General features: G+C 72.8%; 12 protein-coding genes. 6 read left to right on the forward strand and 6 right to left on the reverse strand.

Annotated elements, in window-relative coordinates:
* Nucleotides 1–102: 102 nt before the first annotated feature.
* From ACIQAK_RS30075 to ACIQAK_RS30085, 3 genes are all read right to left on the reverse strand, one after another.
* Complete coding sequence (locus tag ACIQAK_RS30075) at nt 103–3702, reverse strand: hydantoinase B/oxoprolinase family protein (protein WP_366392180.1); 3600 nt, start codon at nt 3700–3702, stop codon at nt 103–105.
* A 54-nt stretch (nt 3703–3756) separates the two neighbouring features.
* Entirely contained in the window at nt 3757–5175 is a 1419-nt protein-coding gene (locus ACIQAK_RS30080) for a HEAT repeat domain-containing protein (RefSeq protein ID WP_366392179.1), read from the reverse strand.
* A gap of 289 nt (nt 5176–5464) precedes the next feature.
* Nucleotides 5465–5857 (reverse strand): ankyrin repeat domain-containing protein, encoded by a 393-nt coding sequence (locus ACIQAK_RS30085; RefSeq protein WP_366392178.1) that lies wholly within the window; start codon nt 5855–5857, stop codon nt 5465–5467.
* Between the two features lie 322 nt (nt 5858–6179).
* Here ACIQAK_RS30085 and ACIQAK_RS30090 point away from each other — a divergent pair, with 322 nt between their 5' ends.
* Entirely contained in the window at nt 6180–6374 is a 195-nt protein-coding gene (locus tag ACIQAK_RS30090) for a hypothetical protein (protein ID WP_003970432.1), read from the forward strand.
* A 37-nt stretch (nt 6375–6411) separates the two neighbouring features.
* Complete coding sequence (locus ACIQAK_RS30095; RefSeq protein WP_366392177.1) at nt 6412–8058, forward strand: hypothetical protein; 1647 nt, start codon at nt 6412–6414, stop codon at nt 8056–8058.
* Between the two features lie 116 nt (nt 8059–8174).
* On the opposite strand, the gene ACIQAK_RS30100 is transcribed toward ACIQAK_RS30095, so the two are convergent.
* The gene (locus tag ACIQAK_RS30100; RefSeq protein WP_366392176.1) at nt 8175–9674 is read right to left on the reverse strand and encodes a PLP-dependent aminotransferase family protein; all 1500 of its coding nucleotides are present in this window, start codon (nt 9672–9674) and stop codon (nt 8175–8177) included.
* A 102-nt stretch (nt 9675–9776) separates the two neighbouring features.
* On the opposite strand from ACIQAK_RS30100, the gene ACIQAK_RS30105 reads away from it, so the two are divergent.
* From ACIQAK_RS30105 to ACIQAK_RS30120, 4 genes are all read left to right on the forward strand, one after another.
* The gene (locus ACIQAK_RS30105; protein WP_366392175.1) at nt 9777–10472 is read left to right on the forward strand and encodes a hypothetical protein; all 696 of its coding nucleotides are present in this window, start codon (nt 9777–9779) and stop codon (nt 10470–10472) included.
* Nucleotides 10469–11233: a glycerophosphodiester phosphodiesterase family protein gene (locus ACIQAK_RS30110; protein ID WP_366392174.1), complete on the forward strand. Its 765-nt coding sequence runs from the start codon at nt 10469–10471 to the stop codon at nt 11231–11233. Before ACIQAK_RS30105 ends, ACIQAK_RS30110 begins: the two co-directional genes overlap by 4 nt.
* 46 nt (nt 11234–11279) lie before the next feature.
* Nucleotides 11280–12653: an MFS transporter gene (locus ACIQAK_RS30115; RefSeq protein WP_366392173.1), complete on the forward strand. Its 1374-nt coding sequence runs from the start codon at nt 11280–11282 to the stop codon at nt 12651–12653.
* Between the two features lie 266 nt (nt 12654–12919).
* Nucleotides 12920–13294 carry an RNA polymerase-binding protein RbpA gene (locus ACIQAK_RS30120; protein ID WP_003959706.1) on the forward strand — a complete coding sequence of 125 codons (375 nt, stop codon included), beginning with the start codon at nt 12920–12922 and terminating at the stop codon, nt 13292–13294.
* Between the two features lie 120 nt (nt 13295–13414).
* Here ACIQAK_RS30120 and fxsA read toward each other — a convergent pair whose 3' ends face one another.
* Nucleotides 13415–14014 carry an FxsA family membrane protein gene (gene fxsA, locus ACIQAK_RS30125; RefSeq protein WP_366392172.1) on the reverse strand — a complete coding sequence of 200 codons (600 nt, stop codon included), beginning with the start codon at nt 14012–14014 and terminating at the stop codon, nt 13415–13417.
* Between the two features lie 70 nt (nt 14015–14084).
* Entirely contained in the window at nt 14085–14852 is a 768-nt protein-coding gene (locus tag ACIQAK_RS30130) for a polyprenol monophosphomannose synthase (RefSeq protein WP_366392171.1), read from the reverse strand.
* Nucleotides 14853–14941: the final 89 nt, after the last annotated feature.

Genomic DNA, 14941 nt, shown 5'->3' on the forward strand with positions numbered 1-14941 from the left:
GAGGGACAGATTAGGTCCTCGCACTGACAACGGTCGAAACGGCGTTTATGCGACCGGCGGCAGGCGGGTCCCCGCATCCGGTGGAAGGGGCTGCCGGGCGGCTCACCGGTGGGCCGCGGGTCCGTATCCCCCGCCGCCCGGCGTCCGCACCACCAGCACGTCACCGGCCTCCAGTTGGGCGGTGTCGCACCCCTCCAGCCGCTCGACCGCGCCGCCCGCCCGCTCGATGTGCTGCTCGCCGAGCGCCCCCGGCTCCCCGCCCTTCGCCCCGTACGGCGGGATCCGCCGGTGCCCCGAGAGCAGCGCCACCGTGACCGGTTCCAGGAAGCGGATCCGGCGCTCCACTCCCCCGCCGCCGTGCCACCGCCCCGCGCCCCCGCTGCCTTCCCGGACGGTGAAACTCTCCAGCAGTACGGGCAGCCGCCACTCCAGGATCTCGGGGTCGGTGAGCCGGGAGTTGGTCATATGGGTCTGTACGGCGTCGGTGCCCTCGAAGCCGTCGCCCGCCCCGGACCCGCTGGCGAGCGTCTCGTAGTACTGGACCCGGTCGTTGCCGAAGGTGAGGTTGTTCATGGTGCCGGACCCCTCGGCCTGGCCACCGAGCGCCCCGTACAGCGCTCCGGTGACGGCCTGGGAGGTCTCCACATTGCCCGCGACGGTCGCCGCCGGATAGCTGGGGTCGAGCATCGAACCGGGCGGGATCCGCACGTCCAGCGGCTTCAGACACCCGCTGTTGAGCGGGATGTCCTCGCCGACGAGGGTGCGGAAGACATACAGGACGGCGGCCATCACCACCGAGCGGGGCGCGTTGGCGTTGCCGGGCTGCTGCGGCGAGGTGCCGGTGAAGTCGAGGACGGCGCTGCGGGCGTCCCGGTCGACGGTGAGCCTCACCTGGATCACGGCCCCGCCGTCGGTCTCGTAGCGGAAGCTGCCGTCGTGGAGCCGGGCGACGATCCGGCGTACGGACTCCTCGGCGTTGTCCTGGACGTGACCCATGTAGGCCGCGACGACGTCGGACCCGAACTGGTCGGTCATCCGCCGGAGTTCGGCGATCCCCTTCTCGTTGGCGGCGATCTGGGCGCGGAGGTCGGCGAGGTTGGTGTCCGGGGAGCGGGAGGGGTACGGGGCCGAGGCGAGCAGGTCCCGGGTCTCGGCCTGGCGGAGCCGGCCGTCGCGGACCAGCAGCCAGTTGTCGAAGAGCACGCCCTCCTCGTGGATCGTCCGGCTGAAGGCGGGCATGGAGCCGGGGGTGGTGCCGCCGATCTCGGCGTGGTGGCCGCGCGAGGCGACGAGGAACCGGAGCTGTCCCCCGTCGAACACGGGCGTCACCACGGTGACATCGGGCAGGTGCGTGCCCCCGTGGTACGGGTCGTTGACGGCGTACACGTCTCCGGGTCGCAGGGTGCCCTCGTTGCGGCGGAGCACCTCCTTGATGGACTCCCCCATGGAGCCGAGGTGCACCGGGATGTGCGGGGCGTTGGCGATCAGGTCGCCCCCGGCGTCGAAGAGGGCGCAGGAGAAGTCGAGGCGCTCCTTGATGTTGACGGAGTGCGCGGTGTTCTCCAGGCGGACGCCCATCTGCTCGGCGATGGACATGAAGAGGCTGTTGAAGACCTCCAGCATCACCGGATCCACGCGGGTGCCGACGGCCGTCCGGTCCGCCCGGGGCCGGGCCCGGGTAAGCACCAGGTGCCCGGTGGTGCTGCCCGCCGCCCGCCAGCCGGGGTCGACGACGGTGGTGCCGTCATCCTCCGCGATGACGGCGGGCCCGGTGACGGTGTCGGTGGGGTGGAGGTCCTCGCGGCGGTGGAGGGGGGCCTGTTGCTCCCGGCCCTCGGCGTACAGGGTCACGGTGTCGCGCGGCTGGAGTGCGCCTTCGCGGGGTGCGGTCTCACGCGGGTCGACGCCGTGCTCGCCCGTTGCCCCCGTGGCCTCCACCGAGAGGGTCTCGACGACGATCGGCTTGTCCATCGTGAAGCCGAACCGGGTGCGGTGCCCGGCCGCGAACTCCTCGCTCATCGCCGCCACCGAAGCCGGCACCACGGCGAGCGCCGCGTCCGTCCCCGCGTACCGCAGCAGGATCCGGGCGCGGGTGGTGATCGCGGAATCGGGCACTCCGTCGGCGCGCAGGTCGTCCCGCGCACGGTCGGCCAGCTCCGCGCAGAGCTGTTCGACCCGCTCCCGTACGGTCTCGTCGAGTTCGGCCTCCACGGACTGCTCGCGCATCGCGGTGGCGTCGGCCAGGCCGATGCCGTACGCGGAGAGCACCCCGGCGAGCGGAGGTACGAGGACGGTGTCGATGGACAGCGCGTCGGCGACGGCGCAGACGTGCTGGCCACCCGCGCCGCCGAAGCCGGTGAGGGCGTAGCGGGTGATGTCGTGGCCGCGCTGCACGGAGATCTTCTTGACGGCGTTGGCCATGTCGAGCACGGCGATCTCCAGGAAGCCCGCCGCCACTTCGGCCTCGGCCGGCCGGTCCCCCGTGGCGCGCCCGATCTCGTCGGCGAGCTCCGCGAACCGTGTCCGTACGTGGTCGGCGTCGAGCGGCAGATCGCCGTCCGGGCCGAAGACGGCGGGGAAGTGGGCGGGCTGGATGCGGCCGAGCATGACGTTGGCGTCGGTGACGGTGAGCGGGCCGCCGCGGCGGTAGCAGGCGGGGCCGGGTTCGGCGCCCGCGGAGTCGGGGCCGACGCGGTAGCGGCGGCCGTCGAAGTGGAGCAGCGAGCCGCCGCCCGCCGCGACGGTGTGGATGCTCATCATCGGGGCGCGCATGCGCACCCCGGCGACCTGGGTGCCCAGCTCCCTTTCGAACTCCCCGGCGTAGTGCGACACATCGGTGGAGGTGCCGCCCATGTCGAAGCCGATGACCCGGTCGTGTCCGGCCTGCTGCGACGTGCGGGCCATGCCGACGACACCCCCGGCCGGGCCGGAGAGGACGGCGTCCTTGCCGCGGAACCGGGCGGCTTCGCGCAGTCCGCCGTTGGACTGCATGAACAGGAGCCGGATGCCTTCGAGGCGGGCGGCGACCTCGTCGACGTACCGGCGCAGCACGGGTGAGAGGTAGGCGTCGACGACCGTGGTGTCGCCGCGGGGGACGAGCCTGATGAGGGGGCTGACCTCGTGGGAGGTGCTCACCTGGGTGAACCCGGCCTCGCGGGCCGCCGCGGCGACGGCCTCCTCGTGGGCGGGGTGGCGGTAGCCGTGCATCAGGACGACGGCCGCGCTGCGCAGTCCGTCGGCGTGGGCCTCGCGCAGCCGCTCGCGTACGGGGTCGAGTTCGAGGGCCCGTACGGTGCGCCCCTCGGCGTCGACACGTTCCGGGACCTCGATCACGCGCTGGTGGACGGCCTCCGGCAGGACGATGTGCCGGTCGAAGAGGCGGGGGCGGTTCTGGTACGCGATCTTCAGCGCGTCCCGGAATCCTGCGGTGATGAGCAGGACGGTCGGCTCGCCGCGCCGCTCCAGCAGGGCGTTGGTGGCGACGGTGGTGCCCATCCGGACGGCGGCGACCCGGTCGGCGGGCACGGGCTCACCGTCGCCGAGGCCGAGGAGCAGTCGGATTCCGGCCACGGCCGCGTCGTCGTAGCGGGCGGGGTCGTGCGAGAGGAGCTTGCGGGTGACCAGCCGGCCGTCGGGGCGGCGGCCCACCACATCGGTGAAGGTGCCGCCCCGGTCGATCCAGAACTCCCAGCGTCCGGTCATGGCGCCATTCTGTGCCGGCGGGCGCGAACCCGCAGGCACAGCGGCGCGGACCGGTCAGAGGGCCGGTGCGTCCGGTCCGATCCTGCTGCGTACCGCCGTCTGCACCTCGGCCTCCTCGGCCGGGTCGGCGGCGAGGCGGCGCAGCCGTTCGGCGACGCGGATGTCTCCGGTCTCGGCGTGCAGGGCGGCCACCTCGCGGGTGGTCTCCTCGCAGTCCCACAGGCACTCCACCGCGAAACCGGTGGCGAAGGTGGGGTCGGTGGCGGCGAGGGCCCGGGCGGCCCGGCCGCGCAGGTGGGAGGAGGACGTCTCGCGGTAGACGTGGCGCAGTACGGGGGCGGCGCAGGCGATGCCGAGGCGGCCGGTGCCGTCCACGAGGGTCCAGAGCCGGGGGGCGTCGGGTCCGTCGCCGCGTACGGCCTCCCGCAGCGCGCCGAGGACTTGGGGAGCGTCCTGGGCGGTGCCGCGGCAGGCGAGGATCCCGGCGGCCGAGGCCCCGAGGGCGTCGGGGCGCCTGGCCCAGCGGCGGGCGCGTTCCACGGCGTCGTCCCCGCACATCCGCTCGAAGGCGGCGACGGCCGCGTCGGCGACCGTGCGGGCGGGGCTGAGGGCGGCGGACTCGATGAGGTCGAGGACGGCGGGGTCGGCCGCCTCGGCGAGGTAGTGCAGGGCGGCGCAGCGGGCGCCGTCGGAGCCGTTGCGGGCGGCCTCGACGATCTCGGGGCGGTCGTCGGGTCCGGCGACGGCGGACAGGCAGCGGGCCGCGGGGACGTGCAGTTCGCTGCCGCGCTCCAGGGCCTGCTGGGCCCAGTCGAAGACGGCCTGGACGCTCCAGCCGGGGCGGGGGCCGCCGGGGCGCATCTGGCGCTGCCACCGGTCGAAGGAGCCCTGTTCGGTGGCGGCCCTCACCCGGGCGCCGACGCCTTCGCGCGGGTCGTCGGCCCAGAGCCGCCAGGGGCGCGGCTCGAAGGAGTCGCGTACGACCGCGGCGAGCTCGGCGGTGCCTTCCTCGGTGGCCGGAAAGCGACCCAGGACGGGCAGGGCGAGGGAGCGCAGGCCCGCGTCGTCGTCGCGCAGGGCGAGCTCGTCCAGGGCCCAGGCCCAGTTGGCGCCGGTGGCCGCGTAGCGGCGGAGCAGTGCCAGGGCGTCGTCGCGTCCGTAGGAGGCCAGGTGGCCGAGGACGGAGAGCGCGAGGCCGGTACGGGAGTCGTCGGTGTCCGCGTGGTCCTCGGGGTCACCGAGGTGGCGCTCGATCTCTTCGATGCCGCCGTCGAGATCCAGGTACAGGCGGGCGTAGTAGAGGGAGCGGTTCTCCACCTGCCAGTCGTGACGGGGGTCGCTCACGACGCAGTGGTTGAGGGCCGCGAGGGCCTTGGGGCGCGGTGCGGCGAGCGCGTGGAGCGTGCCGTCGCCGCGGCCCCTCTGCAGCAGGCCGAGCAGGGTGCCGCTCGGCGCTATGAACGGATCGAACATGGGAGAAAGCCTCACATCAAGCTGTCGACGCAACCGGGACTGTGCAGTGCCCCGTGCCCGTGGGCACGAGGGGGTGTCCGGGGGACACCCCTACGCCGCGCAGTGACATGATCGACCGACCGCGGTCCTGTGCTTGGTGTAGAGCATCTTCCTCTGCCTCTCGTCGGTGGCCCGAAACGGACCCGCGACGTCATGATGACCCAGCCATTTCGCCACCGCGACCACATTTACGACGGACCGGTCAGCGGACCCCTCGACGGACACACCGGCAGGTGCGCCCGCCGCCGTGTCACCGGGCACCGAAGCGTTCCAGCAGGTCGGCCTTGCCGAACATCAGGGCCGTGTCCCGGGCGGACGGCGTTCCGGCGGCGGGGTCGGCGCCCGCGGCGAGGAGCGCGTCGATGACGGCGTCCTCGCCCTTGAAAACGGCTCCGGCCAGCGGGGTCTGGCCGCGGTCGTTGGCCCGGTCCGGGTCGGCGCCGCGGGCGACGAGGGCGGCGACCGCCTCGGCGTGTCCGTGGTAGGCGGCGAGCATCAGCAGCGAGTCGCCCCGGTCGTTGGTCAGGTCGGCGGGGACGCCGGCGTCGACGTATGCGGCGAGCGCCTCGGTCTCGCCGGCGCGGGCCAGGCCGAAGACCTTGGTCGCCAGTTCGACCACCTCGGGATCGGGGGTTTCGCTCATCGCGCGGGCCGCCTTCCTTGACCGTGCGGCGGCTGTCGCCGCCGCTGGTGACCGGGGGGTGTACGGCACGGGGCCGTACGAGTGAATCGACAGGGTACTGCTCCGGGAGGGACATGACCGGGCCCGGTTACGGCAAAAGATCACCTCGGACGACTCCTGTCCGGCACGGACTCCGCGATACCGCGCGCGGGCCGGGGGCTTCGCTCACCCGGTCAAGTGAAAATGCGCTTTATTCACTCGATTGCACCTTTTATTGTATAGATACTTCGCGTGATCCTGGAAGGACTCATGGTGACTGTCCCCTCGACCAGGAGATCCGCTCATGATCCTTTCCATCTCGGGCGTGGTACTGCTCGCCATCGTCGTCTTCCTGTTCTTCAAGAAGGACGGGCTCAAGGCCTCCCACGCCATCGTCTGCGCGCTGTTCGGCTTCTACCTGGCCGGCACCGCGATCGCGCCGAGCATCACGGCCGGCGGGGCGAGCCTCGCCGGTCTGCTGGGCGGGATCAAGTTCTGACGCTCCGCAACCGCTCCCACCCCTTCAGGAGACAGCTGTGGCCCGGCGACCACTCCCCCGCATTCTGAGCAGCGGCAGCGCCTCGATCACTCGCGGCAGAGAGATCGCGCGCACGGCCGCCGACAGTGCCACCGATGTGCTCCATCCGCTGATCACGATCCTGCGTGGTCTGCGGCTGCTGGCCGTCTCCGGCCGGCAGAAGTGGGCCGCGACACCCAAGGAACGGCGTGGTCCCAAGCTGTTCCTGGCCGCGGCCTGCGTGCTCGCGGTGGTGCTCGTGCCGTACGGGCCGATCCTGGCCCTGATCGCGGTGATGGGCGCCGCCGCATGGAAGGGGCGGGAGCGGACCCCCGTGAAGACCGGCCCGGACGACGCGGAGTCCGCACGGCTGCGCGCCCTGTACGAGGCGCTCGTGCCGTACTTCTCGGTGCCCGAGGACCCCGACCCGCTGTTCGCCCACGGCGGCGACTGGGAGAAGGCCTTCGACGGGTACGCCTTCGACGGCGACGGGCGGCTCACCCGCCTCCAGGTCTCCTATCCGGCGTACTTCGCCGACGGCGAGGCCGCCGCGCGGTCCCGGATCGAGCAGCTGCTGCACACCAAGTCCGGCCGCGGCCGCGAGTACCACTTCGCCTGGGACGAGGAGGCCAACCGCCTCGTCATGACCGTCCCGGCCCCGCTGTCGACCTCGATCGCCGCCCAGCGCTTCGTCACCGCCCCCGGCGAGACGGTCCTCGGCTTCACCGATCCCGACGCGGTCCGGCGCACGGCCCCGGTGCGCGACGGCGACACGACCGTGGACGCCTCCCCCGTCGTCTGGCGGACCGGCGGCCGCTCCACCGAACCGCATCTGCTGGCCGTCGGACAGCCCGGCGGCGGCACCACCACCCTGGTCCGCTCCATCGCCCTCCAGGCCCTCCAGCAGGGCGACGTCCTGGTCGTCGACGGCAGCGGGACCGGTGAGTACGGCGCCCTCGCCGGGCGCGCCGGAGTCCTCGCCGTGGAGTCCGGCCTGGGCGGGGCGCTGGCCACCCTGGAGTGGGCGGCGCACGAGACGGAGCGGCGGCTGATCTTCACCAACCGGGCGCGGCAGGGAGGGCATCTGGTCCCCGAGGACGTCAGGCGCCCGCTCTGGATCCTGCTGGACCGCCCCGGCGTCCTCGGCCATCTCGCGGCGGCCGACGGCAGGCCCGACCCGCAGGAGCTGCTCCAGGTGCCGCTGCGGCACGGGCGGGCGGCCGGGGTCACCGTGGTCCTGGCCGACCATTTCGACGCCCTGGAGGCCCTCACCGAGACCGTACGGACCCACACCCGGGCCCGCGTGGTCCTCGGTCCCGCCTCCCGCGAGCAGATCACGGCCGTACTGGGCGCCGAGCCGAACACCACCCCGCCGCCGGAGGTTCCGGCCGGCCGGGGGTACGCACGTCTGGGCACCGGGCCGGTCCTGCGCCTCCAGGTTCCCGCGACCCCGGACCCGTACGACGACGCCACGAGCGACGCGCACCGGCAGGCGGTGCTCGACGTGCTGCCGGAGCGGCCGGGTGCCTCCGCGCAACCGGACACGCTGCCCGACCACGTCCCCGAGGCCCGCGACCAGGAGGACACGGCGCAGGTTCCCGTGGCCGTGAAGGCCATGCCGGGCGGGCTGCCGGCCAAGGCGCAGGCGGCCATCACCGAGGGGTGACCGACCGCCGGTGGCGAGACCGCGGGCGGGGAGACGGGCCGGGCGGCCCGTCTCCCCGCCCGCGGGTGTGTCCCCGTCGCACGTGCCTCGGCGGGCACCCGCCCGGCCCGGCCCCCTCAGGCCACGAAGCTGCGGGGCGTGTCGGCCCCGGCGCCCGCGCCGGCGCGCACCAGCTCCACCGCCGCCGCGAGCCGCACCGCCGCCTCCTCCGCGACCGGGCCGCCCACCGTGAAGGGCAGCCGCACATAGCCCTCGAACGCCCCGTCGACCCCGAACCGCGGGCCCGAGGGCACCCGTACGCCGACGCGTTCGCCCGCCACCGCCAGCCGGGAACCGGAGAGGCCGCCGGTGCGCACCCAGAGGGTCAGCCCGCCGCGCGGCACCGCGAACTCCCAGTCCGGCAGCTCCCGGCGCACCGCCGCGACCAGTTCGTCGCGGTTCTGCCGCGCCTGGTCCCGCCGGATCTCGACCGCCTGCTCCCAGCCGCCCGTACCCAGCAGCCAGTTGATGGCGAGCTGCTCCAGGACCGGCGTACCCATGTCCGCGTAGGCGCGGGCGGAGACCAGGGAGCGGATGACGTCCGGGGCCGCCCGCACCCAGCCGATCCGCATCCCGGCCCAGAACGCCTTGCTGGCCGAGCCGACGGTCAGCACCGTGCTGCCGGCCGGGTCGAAGGCGCAGACCCGGCGGGGCATGGCGGTGTCGGCGTCCAGCCGGAGCTCGCTCATCGTCTCGTCGACGACCAGCACCGTGCCGGCCGAGCGGGCGGCGTCGACCAGGTCCCGCCGCTGCTGCTCGTCGGCGAGCGCGCCGGTCGGGTTGTGGAAGTCGGCCACCACATAGGCGAGCCGGGGCGACGAATCCCGCAGCACCTGGCGCCACCGGTTCATGTCCCAGCCGCCGGTCCCCTCCTCCATCGCGACCGGGACGAGGCGGGCGCCCGTCTCGCGCATCAGCTGGAGGATGTTGGCGTACGAGGGGGACTCGACCGCGATCCGTTCGCCGCGGCCCGCGAAGAGGTGGCAGATGGCGTCGATGGCGCCCATCGCACCGGTGGTGACCATGATCTGTTCGGGCATGGTCGGGATGCCGAGCGCGGTGTAGCGGGCGGCGATCGTCTGCCGCAGCGCGGGCAGCCCGGCCGGGTAGTCGCCATGGGTGTGGGCGTACGGCGGCAGCTCCTCCACCGCCCCCTGGAAGGCCCGGGTCAGCCAGGGCTCGGGGGCGGGCAGCGAGGCGCAGCCCAGGTCGATCATCGAGCCGAGCGACTCCGGGGGCAGCGGTTCGAGGCCGCGCGCGGGCAGCGGGTTCCCGGCCGGCACCGCGGTCCAGCTGCCCGCGCCGCGCCGCGACTCCAGGAATCCCTCCGCCCGCAGCGCCTCGTAGGCGGCGGCGACGGTGGTACGGCTGACGGAGAGGGCGAGGGCCAGTTCACGCTCGGCGGGCAGCCGGGCGGCGACCGGGACCCGGCCCTCCAGCACGAGCAACCGCACCCCGTCGGCGAGCGCGCGGTAGGCGGGCGGCTTCCGTCCGGCGGGGCCGGTGGGCCGGGGCTGCTGGGCCTGGAGCTGCCGGGCGAGCTGGGCCGCCCCCACCGTCGAAGTCCACTGGGTCATCGAAATCAGTCCACCTTCCTCGGATTGGCCATGGTTGGCGGCCGATCCCCTGCCACAGGGTGACATGAAGCAGTCCACTACCACCACAGCAGGGGGCAATACGTGTCCAGGACCACCGCCCGGAGTACCACCCACCTCACCAGGCGGCTGGTCCAGCTATACGCCGGTCTGACGCTGTACGGGGCGAGCTCGGCGCTCCTGGTCCGCGCCGAACTCGGCCTGGAGCCGTGGGGCGTCCTGCACCAGGGCATCACCGAGCTGTCCGGCATCTCGATCGGTGTCGTCTCGATCATCGTCGGGGCGATCGTGCTGCTGCTGTGGATCCCGCTGCGCCAGCGCCCGGGGCTCGGCACCGTCTCGAACGTCTTCGTGGTCGGCCTGGCGATGGACGGGACGCTCGCCCTGGTCGGCGACCTCGACTCCTTCGGCAACCGGATCCCGGTGATGGTCCTGGGCATCGTGCTCAACGGGGTGGCGACCGGCCTCTACATAGCGGCCCGCTTCGGCCCCGGTCCGCGCGACGGGCTGATGACCGGGCTGCACCGGGTCACGGGCCGCTCCATCCGCCTGGTCCGTACGGCGATCGAGGTGGCCGTCGTCGTCACCGGCTTCCTGCTGGGCGGCTCGCTCGGCGTCGGTACGGTCCTCTACGCCCTGGCCATCGGCCCGCTGGCCCAGCTCTTCCTGCGGGTCTTCGAACTCCCCGCGCCCGCCGGGGCGACGGCCACCGCCCCCCATCCCGCCGGACCCGACCCCGTCGCCGGCCCGCCGTCCGGGCAGGCCATACTGCCGCAGTGAACCAGAGCCGCCACCCCTATCTCGACCACGCGACACCGATCGCCTTCGCGCACCGCGGCGGGGCGGCGGACGGCGTGGAGAACACCGCGGCCGCCTTCCGCCGGGCGGCCGCCGCGGGATACCGCTACTTCGAGACCGATGTGCACACCACGGCGGACGGCCGGCTGGTCGCCTTCCACGACGCGACGCTGGACCGGGTCACCGACGCCGGGGGCAGGATCTCCGCACTGCCCTGGAGCGAGGTGCGCCGGGCCAGGGTCGGAGGCACCGAACCGCTCCCCCTCTTCGAGGAGCTGCTGGAGGAGTTCCCCGAGGCCCGCTGGAACGTGGACGTCAAGGCGGAAGCGGCGCTGGAACCCCTCCTGGAGCTGGTCCGCCGGACCGGCGCCTGGGACCGGATCTGCGTCGGCTCGTTCTCCGAGGCCCGGGTGGCCCGCGCGCACCGACTGGCGGGCCTGCGCCTGGCCACCTCGTACGGGGTGCGCGGTGTCCTGGGGCTGCGGCTGCGCTCGTACGGGATCCCGGCGGCGCTGCGCGCGGGCGCGGTCTGCGCGCAGGTTCCGGAGCGCCAGGGCGGCGTCCCGGTGGTCGACGCCCGCTTCGTCCGTACGGCGCACGCGCTCGGACTCCAGGTGCACGTCTGGACGGTCAACGAGCCCGAACGGATGGCGGCCCTCCTGGACCTCGGGGTGGATGGCATCATGACCGATCACATCGAGACGCTGCGTACGGTGCTGAGCGAGCGGGGGGCCTGGGCCTGACGCCGGACCCGTCCGCGTCCGCACGCGACGATCGAGGGGGCGCGGGTTGAGCACCGGGACCACAGGATGGGCCGATCCGGCGAAGCAGCCGCCGGGCGATGGATCCGCCGCCGCGCGCAAGCGGGAACAACGCGGCTGGTACTTCTACGACTTCGCCTGTTCCGTCTACTCCACCAGCGTGCTGACGGTCTTCCTCGGCCCGTATCTGACGTCCATCGCCAAGGCGGCCGCCGGCCCCGACGGCTTCGTGCACCCGCTGGGCATACCCGTGCGCGCGGGCTCCCTGTTCGCGTACTCCGTCTCGGCCTCCATCGTGGTCGCCGTGATCCTGATGCCGATCGTCGGCGCGGCGGCCGACCGCACGGGACGCAAGAAGCCGCTGCTGGCGGCGGCCGCCTATACGGGTGCCGCGGCGACGGCGGGGATGTTCTTCCTGGACGGCCACCGCTATCTGCTGGGCGCGTTCCTGCTGATCGTGGCGAACGCGTCGATCTCCGTGTCGATGGTCCTGTACAACGCCTACCTGCCGCAGATCGCCGAGCCGGAGGAGCGGGACGCGGTCTCCTCGCGGGGCTGGGCCTTCGGCTACACCTCGGGCGCCCTGGTCCTCGTCCTCAACCTGATCCTGTACACCGGCCACGAGTCCTTCGGGCTCACGGAGTCCGACGCGGTACGGATCTGCCTCGCGTCGGCGGGTGTGTGGTGGGGGGCCTTCACCCTGGTGCCGCTGCGCAGACTGCGCGACCGACGGGTGGCACAGGACGGTGAGGGGGCGGTCGGCTCCGGCTGGAAACAGCTGATGGCCACCCTGCGGGACATGCGGCGCCACCCGCTGACCCTCTCCTTCCTGCTCGCCTACCTCATCTACAACGACGGCATCCAGACGGTGATCTCCCAGGCCTCGCTGTACGGCTCCGAGGAGCTGGGGCTGGATCAGACGACCCTGATCGTCGCGGTCCTGCTGGTGCAGGTCCTGGCGGTGGCCGGGGCCCTGGGCATGGGCCGGCTCGCCCGGGTCTACGGCGGCAAGCGCACGATCCTGGGCTCGCTGGCCCTGTGGACCGTGATCCTGATCGCCGCCTATCTGCTGCCCGCCGACGCGCCCGTCTTCTTCTTCGTTCTCGCGGCGGCCATCGGACTGGTGCTGGGCGGCAGTCAGGCCCTGTCGCGCTCGCTGTTCTCCCATCTGGTGCCGCGCGGCAAGGAGGCGGAGTACTTCTCGGCGTACGAGATGAGCGACCGGGGACTGAGCTGGCTGGGGCCCCTGGTGTTCGGTCTGGCGTACCAGCTGACCGGCAGCTACCGGGAGGCGATCATCTCGCTGATCGTGTTCTTCGCCCTCGGCGCGGCGCTGCTCGCCCGGGTGCCGGTACGGCGTGCGATCAAGGCCGCGGGCAATCCCGTACCGGAACGGATTTAGACGTTGAAGTCAAAGGCCGGTAGTGTACGCCTTTGGCCTGCCCGGAGGACCGTTACTGCGAGTGAAAGCAGCTCAACCGTTGGGTGACAACGCCCACCAGAGGTGACAAACCGGGCAAGGGTGGGTACTCAACCCAGATAAAGCAGCGGCACGAACGGGCGACGCATGACCGGCGACGGGAATCTTTGCCACCGACCGGACGTTGACCGGATGACGACGACAGCGACATTTTGTCCTGTGGGCGACAAGCCCGGGAGGCACGATTCATGAGTGAGCGAGCTCTTCGCGGCACGCGACTTGTGGTTACCAGCTACGAGACGGACCGCGGCATCGATCTGGCCCCGCGCCAGGCGGTGGAGTACGCATGCCAGAACGGACATCGATTCGAGATGCCGTTCTCGGTGGAGGCGGAGATTCCGCCGGAGTGGGAGTGCAAGGCGTGTGGCGCCCAGGCACTCCTGGTGGACGGGGATGGCCCCGAGGAGAAGAAGGGCAAGCCTGCGCGTACGCACTGGGACATGCTCATGGAGCGGCGCACCCGCGAGGAGCTGGAGGAGGTGCTGGCCGAGAGGCTGGCGGTTCTGCGCTCCGGAGCCATGAACATCGCCGTGCACCCGCGGGACAGCAGGAAGTCTGCCTGACCGCGTGACGCCACCGCATTGCGTATCACCGCACTGAGCGCGACAACAGCACAGCACAAGAGCCGCGGGCCGTGACACGGAACATGTGTCACGGCCCGCGGCTCTTGTCATGTCCGGCGATCAGGGGGCGAGCGGCGGGCGCGGGCCCCGGGGGCGGTCGTCGGGACGGGAGGGCTGGGTGCCGTCCTCGCGGATGACCTCCCCCTGGACGACCTTTCCGTCCGGCCGGCGCATACGGGCCTGCTGGAAGGCGTCCGAGAGGCCGCCGGGGGACGCGGCCCGCATCCGGCGCTCCAGGGACCGCTCCGCCCGGCGGCTGATCCGGGAGCGGACGGGCGGCACCAGCAGGAGCAGGCCGGCCGCGTCCGAGATCAGGCCGGGGATCAGGAGCAGCAACCCGCCGAGCATCAGCAGGCCGTTGCCCTTCGAGCCCCTCCCGCCGGTGACCTGCGGGGCCTCGGTGGCGCCGGGCTGCCCCGGCGTCCGCTGGAGGGTCTCGGTGAGGTTCTTGAAGGCGCGGCGCCCGGCCCGCTTGATCACCACGGTACCGAGCAGCGCCCCGGCGACCAGGAGCAGCAGGACGGTGAGCCCGCCCGCGGCCGACGCGACCACGGTCAGGAGCCAGATCTCCAGGACCAGCCAGGCGGCGAGGGCCGGCGGCAGGAATCTGCGGGCGCGTGAGCGCCGGGGACGGGTCGGGGGCGGGGTGCCGGTCGTCATGCCACAAGTGTGCCCGTACGGAGGTGGAAGCGGCGTAAGGGGGTGATCATGGATCGGCCCGTGCGCGGGGTCAGGGTTTGTTACGGCCCAGGACCTTGTTGGCGCGGGAGGTGATGCCCCAGCCGGTGACCCGCCACAGCGCCTCGACGAGGATGTCCCGGCTCATCTTGGAGTCGCCGACCTCGCGGTCCACGAAGGTGATGGGGACCTCGACCACGTGGTAGCCGGCCTCCACGGAGCGGCGGGCCAGGTCGACCTGGAAGCAGTACCCCTGCGAGGCGACCTCGTCGAGTCCGAGGCCTTCGAGGGTCTCGGTCCGGAAGGCCCGGTAACCGCCGGTGACGTCGCGGACGGAGAGGCCGAGGGCGAGGCGGGAGTAGAGGCTGCCGCCGCGGGAGATGGCCTCGCGGCTCTTGGGCCAGTTGACGACCCGGCCGCCGGGCACCCAGCGGGAGCCGAGGACGAGGTCGGCACCCTTGAGCGCGGTGAGCAGCCGGGGCAGTTCCTCGGGCTGGTGGGAGCCGTCGGCGTCCATCTCGACGAGGACGCCGTAGCCGTGCTCGGCGCCCCAGGCGAAACCCGCGAGGTAGGCGGCGCCGAGCCCTTCCTTGCCCTTGCGGTGCAGGACGTGGACCTGGTCGTCGGCGGCCGCGATCTCGTCGGCCGCCTTCCCGGTGCCGTCGGGGCTGTTGTCGTCGGCCACCAGGATGTCGGCAGCCGGCACGGCCGTGCGCACCCGGTCGACGATCGGCCTGATGTTCTCGACCTCGTTGTAGGTCGGAATGATCACCAGGACCTTGCCGAGCGGGCCGAACTGCCTCTGACCGCCGTCGTTCACTACTGCCCCTTAAAGTCCGTACACAGGGGGACACCATATCCAGCGCGACGCCGCCGGAGTCCTCCGCGGTGCTACGGGCGTGTGGCACA

Source organism: Streptomyces sp. NPDC088706 (genome assembly GCF_044752765.1).
GTDB lineage: Bacteria > Actinomycetota > Actinomycetes > Streptomycetales > Streptomycetaceae > Streptomyces.